This window comes from Enterococcus sp. AZ103, assembly GCF_051714685.1.
GTDB lineage: Bacteria > Bacillota > Bacilli > Lactobacillales > Enterococcaceae > Enterococcus_A > Enterococcus_A alishanensis.
Map to the genome: position 1 here is coordinate 367,928 of NZ_JBIOSI010000001.1, position 17,717 is coordinate 385,644.

Genomic DNA, 17,717 nt, shown 5'->3' on the forward strand with positions numbered 1-17,717 from the left:
TTACAGGTCACCTCCTAGATACGCTTTGATTACTGCCGGATTACCTTTGATTTCTTCAGGTGTTCCTTCCGCTAATACACGACCATATTCCAGTACATAGATTCTTTCACAGACATCCATGACTAAACTCATATCGTGTTCGATTAAGAGAATCGTAATCTTAAATTCAGCCTGGATTTTACGAATTAATTCTGTCAAATCAGCCGTTTCTTGCGGATTCATCCCAGCAGCTGGCTCATCTAAAAATAAAATTTTAGGATTCGTTGCTAACGCCCGGACGATTTCCAGTCTACGTTGTTCACCATAAGGAAGGTTCTTTGCCAAATTTTGAGCTTTTTTCTCTAAACCAAAAATCGCTAATAATCGAAATGCTTCTTCTTCTAGTAACGCTTCTTTTTTATAAAAGCTTGGTAATCTTAAGACACTTGAAAGAAAACTTTCTTTATTTTTACTATTCATAGCAATTAGAACATTTTCCATCACTGTTAAATCTTTAAATAGACGAATATTTTGAAAGGTTCGGCTCAATCCTAAATCAGCAATCGTATAAGGCTTCTTGCCATTTAAACGTTGATTGTTTAGTAATACATCCCCTTCACTAGGTTCGTATACGCCAGTGATTAAGTTAAACAATGTCGTTTTACCGGCACCATTGGGTCCGATTAAACCAACTAATTGATTTTCGCCTAATTCCATGTTGACATTAGAGACTGCCGCAAGTCCCCCGAAATTTTTAGTTAACTCTTTAATTTCCAACAGAGGCATTTTGGTCATCTCCTTTTTTAAATTTATTGACAATTTTCTTCACAGAGAATTCTCTCGTACCTAGAATCCCACCTGGACGGAAAATCATTAATAAGATTAAGGCCAAGGCATAAATGATCATCCGTAATGCACCAAAATCTTGTAAATACATATTGATAATTCCTAAAACAATTGCTGCAACAAAACTACCAGTCACACTACCGATCCCACCTAATACTACCATGATTAAGACATCCACTGATTTAGTGAAGGCAAAATCTTTTGGTGCAATTGATTGAAGATAGCCGGCATATAACGAACCAGCAATCGCTGCGGTCATAGCTCCTAAAGCAAAAGCAACCACTTTAAATTTCGTCGTGTTAACCCCCATCGACTCGGCAGCAATTTCATCTTCACGAATAGCCATCGTCGCACGACCAGCACCTGAACGAATATAGTTCACTAAGATTAACGTAGTAATCGCCATAAAGCCGTAGACCATCTGCCAATTAACAAAAGGTAAGATTCCAAAGATACCAGAAGGTCCGTTAGTGATTTCATCAAAATTAATTAATAAAATTCGGATAATTTCGGCTACCCCTAGTGTAGCAATTGCTAAATAATCTCCACTCAAACGTAAAGTTGGTATTCCTACGGCTACAGCCACGATACCAGCAATCACAACACCAGCTGCCATCCCTAAGAAGAAGCCACCATAAGTTGGCAGTTGCATTGAAATTAAGGCTGCTGCGTATGCACCAATCGCCATAAAACCAGCGTGACCTAGTGAGAACTGACCAGAAAAACCGATAATTAAGTTTAAACCCACCGCTAAAATAACGTTAATGCCAATTTGAACCAAGACATTGTCTAAAAATAGATTGACCATCCCCGCTGAATAAGCTGCATACAAAGCAAAATATCCAAGAACAATGATGGCTAACCAGATAATATTATAAGTTAAATTCTTTTTCATAGAAGCCACCTACACTTTCTCTTTAATATTTTTGCCTAAGATACCAGCTGGACGAATCAATAGAATAATAATCAAGACAGCATAGACCGCTGCATCTTTGAAATCTGAAAAACCTAATGCAGTCGTAATTGTTTCAATCAAGCCAATCGCGAAACCACCGATTGCTGCCCCTGGAATAATCCCAATACCACCTAAAACGGCTGCGATAAATGATTTCAAGCCAGGAATATAACCCATCATTGGTTCGATTGAGTTATAGTACAAACCAATCATCATCCCGCCGGCAGCTGCTAAAGCTGAACCTAAAGCAAAAGTAAATGAAATCGTCCGATTCACATCAATCCCCATTAATTGAGCCGCTGAAGCATCCACACTAACTGCCCGCATGGCTTTCCCCATTTTGGTCCGTTGAACAATTAAATTTAATAAGATCATTAAGAATAAAGAAACAAATAAAATCATTAATTGAATATTTGAGACTTGTAAAAAGCCTAAACGATAGGTATGCATTTCAATCACTTGCGGGAAAGGCCGCGTATTTGAGCTGAAAAAATAAATCATAGTATTTTGTAGCAAATATGAAACCCCAATTGCAGTAATTAAAGCGGCAATCCGCGTAGAATTTCGTAATGGTCGATAAGCTAAAAATTCGATCACGACACCTAAGGCCGCACTACCAATCATCGATAAAATCATCGCTGGGAAAAAGCCCATATTAAATTGATTAATTAAAAAGTAACCGATGAAGGCACCGATCATATATATTTCCCCATGGGCAAAGTTAATCAGCTTAATAATGCCGTAAACCATCGTGTAGCCTAATGCCATCAAAGCATAAACACTACCTAGGAATAAGCCGTTAACTAGTTGTTGTATGATAACTTCCATTGTCTTCCTCCAAATTTTTGTCTAAAAAACGGCAAGACAAGCAAACTTGCCTTGCCGTACAGGATTCTTCTAAGGGTTCACAGTTTCTGCTGAACTTTCTTTTCCATCTGTTAAGCCTAACACTACTGCTTGTTTTTCAGGGTTATGATCTTTATCCATAGTCATAGTACCTGTTACACCAACGAAATCTTTCAAGTTAGCCAAGCCTTCTTGAATCGCTGTTGAGCTTGCTTCACCTTGATCTTCGATAGCTTGTTTAATCATGTAAACTGAATCGTAAGCTAAAGCATTGAAGGCAGATGGTTCTTTGCTGTACTTCGCTTTGAAAGCATCAATAAATGGTTGAACTTTATCATTTGAAGGAGCATTCACTGAGAAATGACCAGTGTAATAAACATTGTTTACATTTGCTGCACCAGCTGTTTCAACTAATTTTTCATCACCGAAACCATCTGCACCGATGATTGGTTTGTCGATACCCATCTCACGCGCTTGTTTGATGATTAAGCCAGCTTCAGTATAATAAGCTGGGATATAAAGTACATCGTAGTCTAAATCTTTTACTTTTGTTAACATCGCTTGGAAATCTTTGTCTCCAGCAGTAAAGTTTTCTTCAGCAACAATTTCACCTTTATAAGTATCTTTGAAGGCTTTGGTTAAACCAATTGCATAGTCACTAGAGTTATCACCCAAGATGACTGCTTTAGTCGCACTTAAGTTTTCTTCAGCGTATTTCGCTAATACAACCCCTTGGAAACTATCTTGGAAACAAGCCCGGAAGATATAGTCTTGTACTTTATCCTTTTGTACTGTGATTGAATCATCTGTACCAGAAGGTGTTACTGCTGGTACTTGTGCTTTTGTAATATTAGGTAAAGTAGCTTTAGTCGCTCCTGATGTTGCTGGTCCGACGATAGCAACCACACCATCATTAGTAGTTAAATTAGCTGCTACTGATGCTGCTTCATTGTTATCAGATTTGTTATCTTTTGAAACATACTCGATTTTTTTACCGTCAATTCCGCCAGCGTCATTAATTTCTTCAATCGCTAACTTGACTCCTTCATTTTCAGCTTCACCATAGGCTGCTACTGCACCTGATAATTCAAAGTTACCACCGATCTTGATTGTGTCGCCGTCTGACTTGTTGCCGCCTCCTGAATTGTCATTTGTCGCTGAAGGTGAGCCACAAGCACCGAATAAGAATAAGCCGGCTGCTAGGGCCGCTACCAATGTACTTTTTTTCATCTTTTTTCCCCCTAATTGAATTATGATAATTGGATAAGATAATTAAAAATATATAAGAAATCAGAAGTAATGTCAATTGAATTTTCTGAATTTTTTTACAATTTGTCGGAAATTTTCCGATTATTCAATCAAATTGAATAAAAAGCAGATTTTTGCACAAAAAAAGCTATAACTCATTATTTTTTGAGTTATAGCTCTTTTCGTAAAATAATTTGATCTCTTAATTGTTTTCCGTCTTCAATAATTGGTTCTTCGTAATGAAGCACAAAATAATCTTTTTGAACTTCGACAATTTCAAAACCAAATTTTTGATACAGTGCCAATGGTATCGGCGGATAATCACCAGTTTTTACTATGGCACTTTGATAGTTTCCTCGCACTTCTTTAAAAAATGCAGTCAAAAGTTGACTAGCAATTTTTTTATTTTGATAGGCTGGTGCGACTGCCAAATTTTTTATCTCTACTTCATTTTCACTAATCCCTTGATAAACTAAGACCCCAACGATTTCTTCTAAACGATAAACTAGTAGCTGGCTCTCTGATAAATAGTTTTGGATCATTTCTTTACTAGGATCTGCTAACAATAATAAATCCCACGGCACAGGTTCTTTCGGATCTAGTAGTTGAATTTTATTTTTTTCCATAATCAGGCTCCTCTTCATCAATTTTATTTTTGTGAAGAGAAAATTTCACAGGAACATAATCGATTCCACCTTTTGCAAAGGGCTGACATCTTAAGATACGCGAAATACCCATTAATAATCCTTTGAAGGCTCCATGTACTTGAATGGCCTTAATCATATAGCTTGAGCAGGAAGGATAATAACGGCAGCTAGGGGCAAATAACGGTGAAATAAATTTCTGATAGCCTCTAACCAAACCAACCATTGCTTTTGATAGTATATTCATTGCCTTTCCCTTTCTAACAAAAAAGCCGAGACAATTGCGTCTCAGCTAAAATTTATTGCATGAATTCTAAAATGTGACGCCATACCCCGGGTAATAGGACACTAAATGGATTGCCATCGCCTACAACACCAAAACCAATCATACTACCAATAATAAATAGCAAGACACCCGCTAATAAAATGGCGACAATTTTGATTAAATTTCGTAAGATATGTTCACTTGCACTCATTTTCTAACTCCTTACGCCATTACTTTAGAAACTTCTTTAACGACGTTTCCTTCAGCATCTACTCGTTCAATATCAGCACCTAATGCAGCCAATTTAAGATGGAATTGATAGTAACCACGGTCTAAATATTTTAAGTTGCGGACTTGTGTTACACCATCTGCCCGTAATCCAGCCAAAACTAAAGCGGCAGCAGCTCTTAAATCAGTTGCGTAAACTTGCGCACCTTGTAAGTTTGTATTGCCAGAAATAATCGCAATATTATTGTCAATCTTGACTTGTGCGTTCATCCGACGCATTTCTTCCAAATGTTGGAAACGATTTTCAAATACCGTTTCAACTGTTCGGCTGTTTCCTTCAGCTACTAATTGAATCGCAGTCATTTGCGCTTGCATGTCTGTTGGGAAACCAGGATGTGGCATTGTTTTAATATCTGTTGCTTTCAAATGTTTTGGTCCAATAATCCGAACCCCGTCATTTTCATCAATGATATCAACGCCCATTTCAGATAATTTAGAAATCAAAGGACGATTATGCTCAGAAATTGCGTCTTCAATCAAGACATTTCCTTGAGTCATAGCAGCGGCAACCATAAAGGTACCAGCTTCAATCCGGTCTTGCACGATTGAGTGCGTCACAGCATGTAACTGTTCCACTCCTTCAATCCGCATAGTTTCAGTACCCGCACCATAAATGTGGGCACCCATTTTATTTAAAAAGTTGGCTAAGTCAACGATTTCTGGTTCTCTTGCCACGTTTTCAATGTAAGTTGTTCCTTTGGCTTTAACAGCTGCCATCATAATGTTTTGTGTGGCACCCACACTTGGAAAATCCAAATAAATTCTTGCGCCGATTAATTGATCTGCAACAGCCTCAATATAGCCGTTCTTTTGAACAATTTTCGCGCCTAGAGCTTGAAAACCTTTCAAGTGAAGATCCACCGGGCGTTCACCAATGGCACAGCCGCCTGGCATAGCAACTTTAGCATGACCATTACGTGCTAATAATGGGCCCATCACAACGATTGAAGCCCGCATTTGACTAACATATTCATAAGGTGCTTCAACAGCTAAATCCTTTGTCGCATCAATTGTTACTGAGCGATTAGCTTGATCAAAAGCAACTTCAGTGTTTAAGTGACGAATCACTTGGTTCATTGTAAATACATCTGATAAAATTGGTACATTATTTAAAGTAGTTATGCCTTCTTCGGCTAATAAGCTTGCTGCTAAAATTGGTAATACTGCATTTTTCGCGCCTTCAATTTTGACTGTTCCTTTTAGTTGTCTGCCGCCACGAACAATAATCTCTTCCATTGTGGTCCCTCCAAAAAATCTCGCTAACGAGTCCTTTTTATGTACTTAACGATAAGTTAAAAAAATGTTGCGACACAGTGCGATAATTTCTAAAAAGAAATTACTACAAGTAAAGCCTAAAGCAATCGCAATCATCATGATGCCCATCCGTACTTGCTGCACGTGATAAGCCTTAAATAAGTTTTCAACTCGCAATGATTTTAATGCCCAAAATGCCAAATAAATAAAAGCAAAATGTGACACAATCCGAATCATTGCATCTATCCCAAAAACCTGCATCTGTTGTCTTCCTTTCGTGAAAATCAACATAATGGATTATAGCATAAAATGTTTTAGGTGAGTATGTTTTGCAGACTATTAAGGTTGTTTAAAGTTTTTTAAAAATCTTTTGAGAAAAAATTACAAAAAAAGTCAGGTTTACAATAAATGTCAACCTGACTGTTAATATTAATTATGTTTTGATACTTTCAAACGATTCATCGCACGGTGCAAGGCAACTTCCGCTCTTCGTAAAGAATCGGCATCTTGCGTTGCTTTGGCTTCTTCAATCGTTCTTTCAGCTCTTTGTTTTGCACGTTCAGCCCGTGAAACATCGATATCCCGTTCCCGTTCAGCTGTATCGGCAATAATTGTCACTACGTTGTTTCTCACTTCTAAAATACCACCATTGACAGCAATCCAATCGACATGAGTTTCATCGTCTACACGACGCACTCGTACTTCATCGATGGCTAAAGGCACAATAATCGGTGCATGGTTAAGTAGAATTCCGAGCTCGCCACTAACAGTTCGCGCAACCACGATTTGTGCATTGTGGTCGTAGATTAAACCATCTGGCGTCACAACGTTAACAGTCAAAGCCTGTTTTTTCTCTTCCATTGGGCACCTCTTTCTAGTTGCCTAAAGTTTTTGCTTTTTCAATCACTTCATCGATGGTTCCGACACTTCTAAAAGCATCTTCTGGCAGATCATCGTATTTACCTTCAAGAATTTCTTTGAAACCTTTGACAGTTGATTCAACTGGAACATAAGAACCTGGTTGTCCGGTAAATTGTTCTGCAACGTGGAAGTTTTGTGATAAGAAGAATTGAATTCGACGTGCCCGCGAAACAATCACTTTTTCACGGTCAGATAATTCATCCATCCCTAAAATAGCGATAATATCTTGTAATTCACGGTAACGTTGTAAAATTCTTTGGACTTCGGTTGCTACTTGGTAATGTTCTTCTCCAACAATTTCTGGTGCCAAAGCACTAGAAGAAGAAGCTAACGGATCTACCGCAGGATAAATCCCTTGTTCGGTTAATTTACGTTCCAAGTTAGTCGTTGCATCCAAATGGGCAAAAGCAGTTGCTGGTGCCGGATCGGTATAGTCATCGGCTGGTACATAAATCGCTTGGATTGATGTAATAGAACCTTTTTTGGTTGAAGTAATCCGTTCTTGTAATTGACCCATTTCAGTCGCTAAGGTTGGTTGGTACCCAACGGCAGAAGGCATCCGACCTAATAAGGCAGAAACTTCTGAACCAGCTTGAGTAAAACGGAAAATATTATCGATAAATAATAATACGTCTTGACCAGCTTCATCACGGAAGTATTCCGCTAAAGTTAAACCAGTTAAAGCAACCCGCATCCGCGCACCTGGTGGCTCGTTCATTTGACCGAAGACCATCGCAGTTTTTTCAATAACGCCAGAATCTTTCATTTCAAAATAAAGGTCATTTCCTTCACGAGTCCGTTCACCAACACCAGTAAAGACCGAAATCCCACCATGTTCTTGAGCGATATTATGAATTAATTCTTGAATCAAAACGGTTTTACCAACACCGGCACCACCGAACAATCCAACTTTCCCCCCACGTAAGTAAGGAGCTAATAAATCAATAACTTTAATCCCAGTTTCTAAAATTTCATTACTGGTACTTAAATCTTCGAAGGCAGGAGCTTTTTTATGGATACTTGAACGTTCTGTATCTTCTGGGAAAGGTTCTAGCGTATCAATTGTTTCACCTAAAACATTAAAGACACGTCCTAATGTTTTTTCTCCCACAGGAACAGAAATGGCTTTTTCCGTATCAATTACTTCCATTCCACGTTGCAAACCGTCAGTGGATTCCATCGAAATCGTCCGAATCACACCGTCTCCAAGTTCTAACGCTGCTTCTAAAACAACTTTTGTTTTATCATTTTTATAAACAACTAAGGCATTGTTAATATCTGGTAAGGATTGATCTAAAGAAAATTCCACATCGACAACGGGACCAATAACCTGAACAATCTTGCCTGAACTCATATTTTTTCCTCCAATCTCGAAATTATTCTAATGCGGAAGCTCCGCCGACAATTTCGGTAATTTCTTGAGTGATCTCCGCTTGTCGTGCGCGGTTATAAGAAATTGTTAAATCACCAATAATATTTTTGGCATTATCTGTTGCTGTCTTCATCGCAGTCATTCCAGCAGCGTGTTCGGCTGTTTTGGCGTCAATAATAGCACCATAAATCAAGCTTTCTGCATACTGTGGTAATAACTGATCCAAAATGGCTTCTTTGGAAGGTTCAAAAATATATTCTTCTTGATATTCTTTGGCTTCGGTTGGATCCAAATCAGAAATCGGCAGCATTTTTTCTACGCGATATTGACTAGACAATGAATTTACATGATGGTTGTAACAAACATACAATTCATCAAATACTTGATTTTCATACATACTAGTCGTCATAGAAACAATCTTACGAACTTCATCAAAACTCGGATTATCCGATAAATTTCTTAATTCATAAGCTACTTTCATGTCCCGAGTCTTAAAGAAATCAGCACCTGTTCCACCAATTGCTAATAAAACATATTCATCGGAAGCATCATGATCGCTTTCCAACATACTCATTGTTTGTTTCAAGATCGAACTATTATAACCGCCGACTAAACCACCATCAGAAGTGATGACGATATAGCCAGTCTTTTTAACTGGTCGACTTTGCAACATACTATGATAATTAATATCACTGTTGGGACTATCAGAATTTGCTAATTCTGCCAATTCATTGGCGGTCAAATGAGTTAATACTTCACGAACTTTTGATGCATAAATTTGAAAGCGCGCGGAATATCCTTCAGATTTAGTTAGTTTAGCAGCTGAAACCATCTGCATAGCACTGGTGATTTGACTAGTTTTTTTAGTCGATGCAATCCGTGTTTTTATTTCATTTAAGGATGCCATTTACTTTCACCTCACTTATGCTTTTGGCACATTTTGGCTGGCTGTATCAAAAATATCTTTAAATTCTTGAATGGCCGCGTCGAATTTTTCTGTATCTGGTAAGTCTTTGGTTTCTTTTATGATGTTAAATAGATCAACATGATTGGTATCAAAGTAATCAAACAGTTGACTTTCAAAATCTAAAATACTGTTGACTGGCACACTATCTAAAAATCCATGGGTCAACGCGTAAAGAATTGTTACTTGTTTTTCCACAGCTAAAGGAGCATGTAATTTTTGTTTCAACACTTCAACTGTTCGACGTCCACGATTTAATTTTGCTTGCGTTGCAGCATCTAAATCTGAACCAAACTGAGTAAAGGCTTCTAATTCACGGTAACTTGCCAAATCTAAACGCAAGGTACCAGCAACTTTTTTCATGGCTTTAATTTGCGCATCGCCACCTACTCGTGAAACCGATAAACCGGCATCAACGGCTGGACGATTCCCTGCATAGAACAAATCACTTTCTAAGAAAATCTGTCCATCAGTGATAGAGATTACGTTCGTTGGGATATAAGCTGAAATATCTCCAGCTTGTGTTTCAACAAATGGTAAAGCTGTTAATGAACCGCCACCTAACTCATCAGAAAGTTTAGCTGCCCGTTCTAACAAACGAGAATGCAAATAGAAAACATCCCCTGGATAAGCTTCACGACCTGGTGGCCGACGTAATAGTAAAGACAGTTCACGATAAGCAACCGCTTGTTTTGATAAATCATCGAAAACAACTAACACGTGTTTACCGTTATACATAAATTCTTCACCAATCGCTGTACCAGCATAAGGTGCAATATATAACAACGGCGCTGGTTGAGACGCCCCGGCATTAACCACGATGGTATAATCCATTGCGCCATAACTTCTTAAAGTTTCAACTTGTGAGCGGACAGTTGATTCTTTTTGACCAATCGCCACATAAATACAAATTAAATCTTGGCCCTTCTGATTAATAATTGTATCGATCGCAATTGATGTTTTCCCAGTTTTACGGTCACCAATAACTAATTCCCGTTGGCCACGACCAATTGGTACCAAAGCGTCAATCGCTTTTAAACCAGTTTGCATTGGTTCAGAAACTGATTTTCTTTGCATAACGCCAGGAGCAACTGCTTCAACTGGACGAGTATTGGTCGTTTCGATTGGACCTAAGCCATCAATTGGTTGTCCTAAAGGATTCACAACCCGACCAATCATTTTTTCACCGACTGGCACTTCCATAATCCGGCCAGTTCGTTTTACTTTATCGCCTTCACGAATGGTTTCAAATTCTCCAAGGATAATAATCCCTACATCATTGCTTTCCAAGTTTTGTGCCATACCGTAGGAACCATTGGTAAATTCCAAAAGTTCGCCACTCATGGCATTTTCTAACCCGTGAGCGCGGGCGATACCATCACCGACATAAGTGACTGTTCCGATTTCTTCAACAGAAAGTTTATTGTCGTAGTTTTGAATCTGTTCTTTGATTAAAGCACTGATTTCTTCTGCTTTGATGGCCATTTCTTTCACCTCTTCTTTATTTACCTAATGCTGCCCGCAATCCTGCCAGTTGACTTGCTAAGCTACCGTCTAATACGCGATGGTTGGCTTCAACCACGACACCACCTAAGATGCTTTCATCAATTAACGGTTTTAGCAAAGCTTTTTGATAGCCAAAAACTTCCGCCACTTTCGCTTCAATTTCTGCTTTTTTTTCTGGTGTAATTGCAACAGCTGTTGTAATCGTACCTTCTGCAATTTTATTTTTGATATCGTAACGACGATTGAATTCTTCAATCATAAAAGGCACATCATCTATTCGATTATAGTCAAAAACAACTTTTAAAAAGTTTTTAACTAGACCATCAAAATTTTGCAATAAACGATTCATAATGGCTTCTTTTTCGTCTCCTGTTAAGCGCACATCAGTTAAAATATTGCCTAAATCAGGAATCTCGTCAAAGACACCATCAAGAATTATTAAGCTTTGGTAGACTGCATCGGTTTCACTGCCTTCTTCCGCCAATTCGAATAAGGCTTTGCCGTAACGTTTACCAACTGTATATTTATCAAGCTTCATGTTTTGTTTTTCCTAATTGATCAAGATATTGATTGATCAAGTTTTCATGCGCATCAGCAGATAATTCTTTTGATAAGATTTTTTCTGCGATTTCTAAAGAAAGGCTAGCCACATCATCTTTCACTGAAGTAAGCGCGTTTTCGCGTTCATCATTGATTTCCGCTTTTGCCCGTGCTTTTCGAGCAGCTACTTCAGTGTCAGTATCATTTAAGATACTTTGACGGGTCAATTCGCCATTTTCTTTGGCATTTTTGATAATTTCTGCTGCATCACTGCGAGAATTTGCCAGCTGGTCTTCTCGTTCTTTTTCAAGCTGGGTTGCTTTTAGCCGTGATTGTTCAGCAGAATCTAAATCATTGGCGATTTTATCTTCTCGTTGTTGCAGAATATTTTGGACTGCGTCCCAAGCAAATTTTTTCAATAGTATTAGTAGGATGATGAAGGCAATTGTGACAGCCATCAAATTCCCTAAGGTCGTATTGACTTGGGCAACTACTAGATGATTCAGCATACTGGTCTTCCTTTCTTTTGGTTTCTCCTACATAAAAAACAGCAACGACCTCCCGTTGCTTGAATTTTATTGGAATACCATCAATAGACCTAAAACGACACCTAGAATGGGCACAGCTTCAATTAAACCAACCCCGATAAACATTGTTGTTCTTAATTGTCCAGCCATTTCTGGTTGACGTGCCATAGATTCGATTGTTTTACTGATAACTTGTCCGTTACCAATACCAGCACCGATAGCTGCTCCTAAAATTGCAATCCCTGCACCGATAAAGTTCATAATAAATTTCCTCCTAATTGGATAATAGTTAATCTTCTAACTCAATTTTGTGACTAATATAAACCATTGACAAAGTAGTAAAGACAAACGCCTGGATACTACCGATAAATAATGAAAATGCAATCCAAATCATTTCAAGCGGAATCGCCAATGGTAAGGCAATCCAACCTGCACTGGTTACCATGCTGGCAATTACTGTCAGCAAAACTTCACCAGCATAAATATTACCGTATAGCCGTAGACCTAATGTAATAACATTGGTAAATTCTTCCAAAATCTTAATTGGAAACAGTGCTGGCATCGGTGCAAAAAATGAATTTTTCACATATCCTTTAAAACCAAAACGATCTGCTCCTAAGAAGTTGGCTAAGACCAAGACAAGTAAAGCTAAGCCCATCGTCACTAGCGGATCAGCTGTTGGACTCTTCCAATACGAGATCTCACTAGGCGAAACGATTTTTGTTACCAAACCAATTTGATTTGAGACAAAAATAAATAAAAATAAAGTGAATGAAAAAAAGCTAAAATTGCGAACCTCTTTTTTAGGCATGTTATCTCCGACAATGTTCGCCGTGAAATCAACCACCCATTCTATTGCGTTTTGTTTCCCAGTGGGTTTCATTTTTAAATTTCTGGTAAAAATAAAAACAATCAGAAAGACAATTAACACCGTCAACGCTAACATTGTCGTTACTGTACCATCAAACCATACCGGACCGATATGGAAAACCCAAGACTTTTCATCCAATCCATTTCACCTCTTTTCCCATTGACGTGCGTCTAAGTTAATGTGGCATTTGGCTATCAGTCAAAATACTACGCTATGTTACCACCACAAAAGGAAAATTTCAAAGAATTTTCGTGAAAATAGTTAAATAATCTTAAAGTATTATTCTAAGAAATATTTAATCTTTTTTTTATAGCGTTTTCTTACAATTTTACTTAAAACAGCCATCCTAAATTCTAAACAATCCTATCAAAATTCAAAGTGAAGTAAAGAAATTTTCATCAAATATGCGAAAAAGAATATTCTGTTAACGACTGTAGTTTTTTAATGTTCGGCTGATTTGTCGATCAACGTCTTTACGTTTTAAAGCTTCCCGCTTATCATATTGATGTTTCCCCTTAGCAACCCCGATAAGTACTTTGGCAAAGCCATTTTTCATGTAAACTTTCAGGGGTACTAATGTGACACCAGGACTTTTCACTTCACCAGTTAAACGAGCAATTTGCTTTTTGTGTAGCAGTAGTTTCCTAGTTCTTAACGGATCGTGATTAAAAATATTGCCTTGCTCATACGGGCTGATGTGAACATTGTATAAGAAGGCCTCACCATTTCTAATACGGGCAAAGCCATCTTTTAAATTAATTCGGCTATTGCGAATCGACTTTATTTCTGTTCCTTGTAACACCATCCCTGCTTCAACGGTGTCAGTGATGGTGTAATCATGGCGGGCTTTTTTATTTTGGGCAATTAATTTCCCTTCGCCTTTTGGCATACTATCCCTTCTTTCGACCTTTTTTCTTTGGTTTTTTAGCTACGCTTTGATAAAAGGCTTTTTTATTTTTCGGTTTTTTCTTTTTACCTGAACCAGATTCTCGGTTGGGTTTCTTTGAATTAGATTGCTTTTTGTTAGTTGGTTTATCACGGCGACGACGGCGGTTTTGTGGTTGGTGACTTAGTTCCACCTCTGCCACTTCTTCTGCCGATAACAACTCAAAATCAATTTCTCTGGTTTCAGGATCAGCTTTAGTTACTTTAATGCGAACTTTTTGACCAATTTTAAAGGTTTGACGGGTTCTTTCCCCCACTAAAGCCAGTTGGTTTTCGATAAATTGGAAATAGTCTTGTTTCAACTCATTAACGTGTATCAGCCCTTCAACAGTGTTAGGTAATTCAATGAACAAACCAAATTTGGTCACTGAGCTAACAATACCGTCATATTCTTCACCGATTTTATCTGCCATGTATTCGGCTTTTTTCAGGCTATCTACATCCCGTTCAGCTTCTACTGCTCGGCGCTCCATTTGCGAGCTATGATCGGCAATTTCTGGCAAAGCCTCAGCCCAAACAGCTTTGGTTGTTTCACTTTGATCTTGACTATACGTCCGAATCAAACGATGAACAATCAAATCTGGATAACGTCGAATCGGCGACGTGAAATGAGTATAGTATTCTGCTGCTAAGCCATAATGTCCATAATTATCTTCAGAATAGCGCGCTTGTTGCATACTACGTAACAACATCGTGTTAATCACTGGTGCCTCAGGTTTATCTGCTACTTGATCAATCACTTTTTGTAAATCTTTTGGCGTAATGTTTTCTTTTGTTCCTTTGACTAAAATACCCAGTGCAGAGGCAAAATCAAAAAAGCGCTGCATTTTTTCTTCTTTTGGTTGTTCGTGGATTCGATAGATAAATGGAACTTTCAAGCGATTAAAATGTTCGGCAATCGTTTCGTTGGCTGCTAACATGAAAGATTCAATTAAGCGTTCACCCACACCACGTTCTCTTAATTGAATTTCTAACGGTGTCCCTTCAGGATCAACTAAGATTCGCGCCTCTTGATCATCAAAATTAATGGCGCCACGCTTGGTGCGCATCGCTTCTAAAATTTGGTGTAATTCCTTCATTAATTCAAACATCGGCACCAATTCTTGATATTGTGTCATCAACTCAGAATCTTGCTCCTCTAAAATGCCATTAACAGCACTGTAAGTCATCCGCTCTGTCGTTTGAATCACACTTGGGAAAATCTCATGTGCTACGACTTGACCGTTAGGTGTAATCTCCATCTCACAACTCATTGCCAAACGAGGTACTTTAGGATTTAACGAGCAGATCCCGTTTGATAAGCGTTGCGGAATCATCGGAATTACACGGTCCGTCAAATAAACGCTAGTGCCTCGTTCAAAAGCTTCTTGATCTAATAAACTGTCTTTTTCAACATAATAAGAAACGTCAGCGATATGGACACCTAGAAAATAATTACCATTGTCTAATTTTCTAACCGTCACAGCATCATCTAAATCTTTTGCATCAGCACCATCTATCGTCACAATTTGCTGATCCCGCAAATCTCTGCGACCAACTAAATCAGCTTCACTAATTTCATCTGGGACTTCATCAGCTGCTGCCATTACTTCGTCAGGAAAGCTAGTGGGAATCCCCAATGCAATAACAACTGATAAAATATCCATGCCGGGATCATTTTTATGACCAATCACTTTTGTGACTAATCCTTCTAAGCTAGTTGCGTAACCTTCTTCGGGAAAATGAGTAACTTCCACAATCACAATACTGCCATCCACCGGTTGAATTCCTTCAGCAGGAATATAGACTTTAAATTGACTGCTTTTTTTATCTTTAGGGATGACGAAACCATAAAGATCGGACTCTTTCATTTCATCTACATCAAAAGCGACAAACTCTCCGACGATTTGAGTGATTGCTCGTTGTTTAATCTTTAGGACTCGGCCTTCAGCACCACGCTCTGAAAAAGGATCGGCTGTCTTGATAATCTCGATTTCAACAGTATCACCGTTCATGGCGTAATGTGTTTCTTCTTTAGCGATATAGACATCCGGCTCTTCTGGGTCAATCGTAACAAAGCCAAAGCCTCGTTCGTTACTGCGGAAAATCCCCTCTATCGTGACTGCTTGCAGCGGCAATTTAATTTTCCCTTTTTGATTCAATGCGACTGATTTTTCTCTTTCCATCGCAGCAATTGTTTGGACCAATAATTTATAGTCCGCACTTTTTTGCATCTTTAAGGCTTCCGCAAGTTCTTCCATCGAAAAACTTTTCTTATTGGCCGTTTGCAAAAAAGTTAAAATTTCTTGTTTCATTGTTTTTCTTTCCATTATTCTCTCCATTCAAGTGTTGCTAAAAAATCAGCAACATCTCTTTCTAACTGATGGCGATCTACGCCGACAGTAATCACATGCCCGCTTTTCGGGTACCATTTCAATGTGAATTTAGTATTGGTTAATTTTTCAGCTGTCTTTAAAGCGCCTTTAGGATCAATCATCTCATCTTTTCCTGCTTGTGCTAAAAAGAAAGGTTGGCTTACTTGCTCTAATTGTTCATGGGTTATTTCTGCCTGCTTTTCAATCAGACTTAATTGTTTCTCAACTAAAGGCCGATAATCGATTAATAGTTGTTCCGTTGGTTGTTGATTTTTTTCCAAAACTTTCTGGGTATATAATAGGAAGTTTTCGACAACAGTATTTTTTACCGGCGTAATTGGTGAACAGAAAAAACCGCCACCTACCAGATCATTACCATATTCTGTCAAAGCTCGTGTAGCAAACACGCCACCCATCGACAAGCCAAAGACCGCCACTTGGTGACCTTTTTCTTGTAAAAAACTGATCGCTAAGCGAGTTTCTTGCCACCACTGCTCAGGATCTTTTTTCAAAATATCTAAAGGGTCTGCTGTTCCATGCCCTTGAAAAAGCGGTGCATAAACAGTGTAATCATATTTTTCTAAAGCTCGTGCCAGCATTCTTACGTCATTAGGACTGCCTGAATAAGCATGTAATAATAAAACGGCTTTATTTCCATGGGGAAAATAAAGCGCTTGTCTTGTTTGCGCCATAAAACAATTCCTTTCTGCGTCTTTACCTTTATACTATTGATAATCATACTTGATTTTTGCTAGAAAACAAAATAAAAAAAAGCCTCTCATCATGAGAAGCTTAGTTACTTGAAATATACATTAGGGCAAAAAGTAAAATCATCCAGACAGCACCTAAAATAGCTGTTGATCGCTGCATGACTGCTTCAAATCCGCGGGCTTTTTGTTTGCCGCCGAAAAGTTGATCCGCACCGCCAGTAAATGCACTAGCTGCACTATTCTGTTTACTTGGTTGCATCATAATCGTAATCACAATGATAACTGACAAAACCAAAATAGTTCCTAAAATAATATTATACAAAAAAAGAGACCTCCTTTTTTCAAACTTTCTCAATGATACTTTAGCATAAATCAATAAGTTTGGCTAGAGGACTCTTTTTGATTATTTTCTTAAGACGTCGTCGTATTCAGGTTTTTCAGCAAATTCTTTTTTTGCAAATGGGCATAATGGAATAATTTTTTTGTTGTCACGACGAGCTTTTTCTACACCAGCAGCAACAAGTTTTTCTGCTAATTTTTGACCACGGTAAGTTGGATCTACGAAAGTATGGTCAATAATCATAATTTCTGGGCCTGCATCAGACCAAGTCATTTCACCCGCTTCAATACCATCATCATTAATTAAGGCAAAACGATTTTTTTCTTCTTTGATTTCCATCTT

The 17,717-nt window shown here is 38.2% G+C and carries 22 protein-coding genes; all 22 read right to left on the minus strand.

Annotated elements, in window-relative coordinates; all coding sequences use genetic code 11:
* The 22 genes from ID741_RS01815 to ID741_RS01920 all read right to left on the minus strand — a co-directional run bounded on the left by ID741_RS01815 (window position 1) and on the right by ID741_RS01920 (window position 17,714).
* Entirely contained in the window at window positions 1-765 is a 765-nt protein-coding gene (locus ID741_RS01815; RefSeq protein ID WP_218324180.1) for an ABC transporter ATP-binding protein, read from the minus strand.
* The gene (locus ID741_RS01820) at window positions 746-1,720 is read right to left on the minus strand and encodes a branched-chain amino acid ABC transporter permease (protein ID WP_218324179.1); all 975 of its coding nucleotides are present in this window, start codon (window positions 1,718-1,720) and stop codon (window positions 746-748) included. The genes ID741_RS01815 and ID741_RS01820 overlap by 20 nt, the downstream gene beginning before the upstream one ends.
* 9 nt (window positions 1,721-1,729) lie before the next feature.
* A complete protein-coding gene (locus tag ID741_RS01825) occupies window positions 1,730-2,608 on the minus strand; it encodes a branched-chain amino acid ABC transporter permease (protein ID WP_218324178.1) in 879 nt (292 codons plus the stop codon).
* A gap of 69 nt (window positions 2,609-2,677) precedes the next feature.
* Complete coding sequence (locus ID741_RS01830; protein ID WP_218324177.1) at window positions 2,678-3,856, minus strand: ABC transporter substrate-binding protein; 1,179 nt, start codon at window positions 3,854-3,856, stop codon at window positions 2,678-2,680.
* Between the two features lie 188 nt (window positions 3,857-4,044).
* Window positions 4,045-4,500 (minus strand): GNAT family N-acetyltransferase, encoded by a 456-nt coding sequence (locus tag ID741_RS01835; protein ID WP_218324176.1) that lies wholly within the window; start codon window positions 4,498-4,500, stop codon window positions 4,045-4,047.
* Window positions 4,487-4,765: a membrane protein insertion efficiency factor YidD gene (yidD, locus tag ID741_RS01840; RefSeq protein WP_218324175.1), complete on the minus strand. Its 279-nt coding sequence runs from the start codon at window positions 4,763-4,765 to the stop codon at window positions 4,487-4,489. The genes ID741_RS01835 and yidD overlap by 14 nt, the downstream gene beginning before the upstream one ends.
* Window positions 4,766-4,817: 52 nt before the next feature.
* Window positions 4,818-4,994 (minus strand): DNA-directed RNA polymerase subunit beta, encoded by a 177-nt coding sequence (locus ID741_RS01845; RefSeq protein WP_218324174.1) that lies wholly within the window; start codon window positions 4,992-4,994, stop codon window positions 4,818-4,820.
* An 11-nt stretch (window positions 4,995-5,005) separates the two neighbouring features.
* The gene (gene murA, locus ID741_RS01850; protein ID WP_218324173.1) at window positions 5,006-6,307 is read right to left on the minus strand and encodes a UDP-N-acetylglucosamine 1-carboxyvinyltransferase; all 1,302 of its coding nucleotides are present in this window, start codon (window positions 6,305-6,307) and stop codon (window positions 5,006-5,008) included.
* A 45-nt stretch (window positions 6,308-6,352) separates the two neighbouring features.
* Entirely contained in the window at window positions 6,353-6,586 is a 234-nt protein-coding gene (locus ID741_RS01855; protein ID WP_218324172.1) for a DUF1146 family protein, read from the minus strand.
* 168 nt (window positions 6,587-6,754) lie between these two features.
* Window positions 6,755-7,186, minus strand: a complete 432-nt coding sequence (locus tag ID741_RS01860; RefSeq protein WP_218324171.1) for a F0F1 ATP synthase subunit epsilon — start codon at window positions 7,184-7,186, stop codon at window positions 6,755-6,757.
* A gap of 13 nt (window positions 7,187-7,199) precedes the next feature.
* Window positions 7,200-8,600: a F0F1 ATP synthase subunit beta gene (gene atpD, locus ID741_RS01865; protein WP_218324170.1), complete on the minus strand. Its 1,401-nt coding sequence runs from the start codon at window positions 8,598-8,600 to the stop codon at window positions 7,200-7,202.
* A gap of 22 nt (window positions 8,601-8,622) precedes the next feature.
* Entirely contained in the window at window positions 8,623-9,525 is a 903-nt protein-coding gene (locus tag ID741_RS01870; RefSeq protein WP_438718871.1) for a F0F1 ATP synthase subunit gamma, read from the minus strand.
* Between the two features lie 15 nt (window positions 9,526-9,540).
* Complete coding sequence (gene atpA / locus ID741_RS01875; protein WP_218324168.1) at window positions 9,541-11,067, minus strand: F0F1 ATP synthase subunit alpha; 1,527 nt, start codon at window positions 11,065-11,067, stop codon at window positions 9,541-9,543.
* 16 nt (window positions 11,068-11,083) lie between these two features.
* Window positions 11,084-11,626: an ATP synthase F1 subunit delta gene (gene atpH / locus ID741_RS01880; RefSeq protein WP_218324167.1), complete on the minus strand. Its 543-nt coding sequence runs from the start codon at window positions 11,624-11,626 to the stop codon at window positions 11,084-11,086.
* Complete coding sequence (gene atpF, locus ID741_RS01885) at window positions 11,616-12,137, minus strand: F0F1 ATP synthase subunit B (protein WP_438718872.1); 522 nt, start codon at window positions 12,135-12,137, stop codon at window positions 11,616-11,618. The genes atpH and atpF overlap by 11 nt, the downstream gene beginning before the upstream one ends.
* Window positions 12,138-12,203: 66 nt before the next feature.
* On the minus strand, window positions 12,204-12,416 hold the full coding sequence (gene atpE, locus ID741_RS01890) for an ATP synthase F0 subunit C (protein ID WP_218324165.1): 213 nt from the start codon (window positions 12,414-12,416) through the stop codon (window positions 12,204-12,206).
* Window positions 12,417-12,444: 28 nt separating this feature from the next.
* Window positions 12,445-13,164, minus strand: coding sequence for a F0F1 ATP synthase subunit A (gene atpB / locus ID741_RS01895; protein WP_218324164.1), 720 nt, complete (start codon window positions 13,162-13,164; stop codon window positions 12,445-12,447).
* Window positions 13,165-13,450: 286 nt separating this feature from the next.
* The gene (gene smpB, locus ID741_RS01900; RefSeq protein WP_218324163.1) at window positions 13,451-13,915 is read right to left on the minus strand and encodes an SsrA-binding protein SmpB; all 465 of its coding nucleotides are present in this window, start codon (window positions 13,913-13,915) and stop codon (window positions 13,451-13,453) included.
* Between the two features lies 1 nt (window position 13,916).
* Complete coding sequence (rnr, locus tag ID741_RS01905) at window positions 13,917-16,280, minus strand: ribonuclease R (RefSeq protein WP_218324162.1); 2,364 nt, start codon at window positions 16,278-16,280, stop codon at window positions 13,917-13,919.
* Complete coding sequence (locus tag ID741_RS01910) at window positions 16,280-17,017, minus strand: alpha/beta hydrolase (protein ID WP_218324161.1); 738 nt, start codon at window positions 17,015-17,017, stop codon at window positions 16,280-16,282. The genes rnr and ID741_RS01910 overlap by 1 nt, the downstream gene beginning before the upstream one ends.
* Window positions 17,018-17,117: 100 nt before the next feature.
* Window positions 17,118-17,357 carry a preprotein translocase subunit SecG gene (gene secG / locus ID741_RS01915; RefSeq protein WP_218324160.1) on the minus strand — a complete coding sequence of 80 codons (240 nt, stop codon included), beginning with the start codon at window positions 17,355-17,357 and terminating at the stop codon, window positions 17,118-17,120.
* Window positions 17,358-17,438: 81 nt separating this feature from the next.
* The gene (locus ID741_RS01920) at window positions 17,439-17,714 is read right to left on the minus strand and encodes a GNAT family N-acetyltransferase (protein WP_218324159.1); all 276 of its coding nucleotides are present in this window, start codon (window positions 17,712-17,714) and stop codon (window positions 17,439-17,441) included.
* Window positions 17,715-17,717: the final 3 nt, after the last annotated feature.

Bases quoted from the DNA above. Each gene is read 5' to 3' on its own strand.
- ID741_RS01815 (WP_218324180.1), bottom strand. From the start codon at position 765: ATGCCTCTGTTGGAAATTAAAGAGTTAACTAAAAATTTCGGGGGACTT.
- ID741_RS01820 (WP_218324179.1), bottom strand. From the start codon at position 1,720: ATGAAAAAGAATTTAACTTATAATATTATCTGGTTAGCCATCATTGTT.
- ID741_RS01825 (WP_218324178.1), bottom strand. From the start codon at position 2,608: ATGGAAGTTATCATACAACAACTAGTTAACGGCTTATTCCTAGGTAGT.
- ID741_RS01830 (WP_218324177.1), bottom strand. From the start codon at position 3,856: ATGAAAAAAAGTACATTGGTAGCGGCCCTAGCAGCCGGCTTATTCTTA.
- ID741_RS01835 (WP_218324176.1), bottom strand. From the start codon at position 4,500: ATGGAAAAAAATAAAATTCAACTACTAGATCCGAAAGAACCTGTGCCG.
- yidD (WP_218324175.1), bottom strand. From the start codon at position 4,765: ATGAATATACTATCAAAAGCAATGGTTGGTTTGGTTAGAGGCTATCAG.
- ID741_RS01845 (WP_218324174.1), bottom strand. From the start codon at position 4,994: ATGAGTGCAAGTGAACATATCTTACGAAATTTAATCAAAATTGTCGCC.
- murA (WP_218324173.1), bottom strand. From the start codon at position 6,307: ATGGAAGAGATTATTGTTCGTGGCGGCAGACAACTAAAAGGAACAGTC.
- ID741_RS01855 (WP_218324172.1), bottom strand. From the start codon at position 6,586: ATGCAGGTTTTTGGGATAGATGCAATGATTCGGATTGTGTCACATTTT.
- ID741_RS01860 (WP_218324171.1), bottom strand. From the start codon at position 7,186: ATGGAAGAGAAAAAACAGGCTTTGACTGTTAACGTTGTGACGCCAGAT.
- atpD (WP_218324170.1), bottom strand. From the start codon at position 8,600: ATGAGTTCAGGCAAGATTGTTCAGGTTATTGGTCCCGTTGTCGATGTG.
- ID741_RS01870 (WP_438718871.1), bottom strand. From the start codon at position 9,525: ATGGCATCCTTAAATGAAATAAAAACACGGATTGCATCGACTAAAAAA.
- atpA (WP_218324168.1), bottom strand. From the start codon at position 11,067: ATGGCCATCAAAGCAGAAGAAATCAGTGCTTTAATCAAAGAACAGATT.
- atpH (WP_218324167.1), bottom strand. From the start codon at position 11,626: ATGAAGCTTGATAAATATACAGTTGGTAAACGTTACGGCAAAGCCTTA.
- atpF (WP_438718872.1), bottom strand. From the start codon at position 12,137: ATGCTGAATCATCTAGTAGTTGCCCAAGTCAATACGACCTTAGGGAAT.
- atpE (WP_218324165.1), bottom strand. From the start codon at position 12,416: ATGAACTTTATCGGTGCAGGGATTGCAATTTTAGGAGCAGCTATCGGT.
- smpB (WP_218324163.1), bottom strand. From the start codon at position 13,915: ATGCCAAAAGGCGAAGGGAAATTAATTGCCCAAAATAAAAAAGCCCGC.
- rnr (WP_218324162.1), bottom strand. From the start codon at position 16,280: ATGGAAAGAAAAACAATGAAACAAGAAATTTTAACTTTTTTGCAAACG.
- ID741_RS01910 (WP_218324161.1), bottom strand. From the start codon at position 17,017: ATGGCGCAAACAAGACAAGCGCTTTATTTTCCCCATGGAAATAAAGCC.
- ID741_RS01920 (WP_218324159.1), bottom strand. From the start codon at position 17,714: ATGGAAATCAAAGAAGAAAAAAATCGTTTTGCCTTAATTAATGATGAT.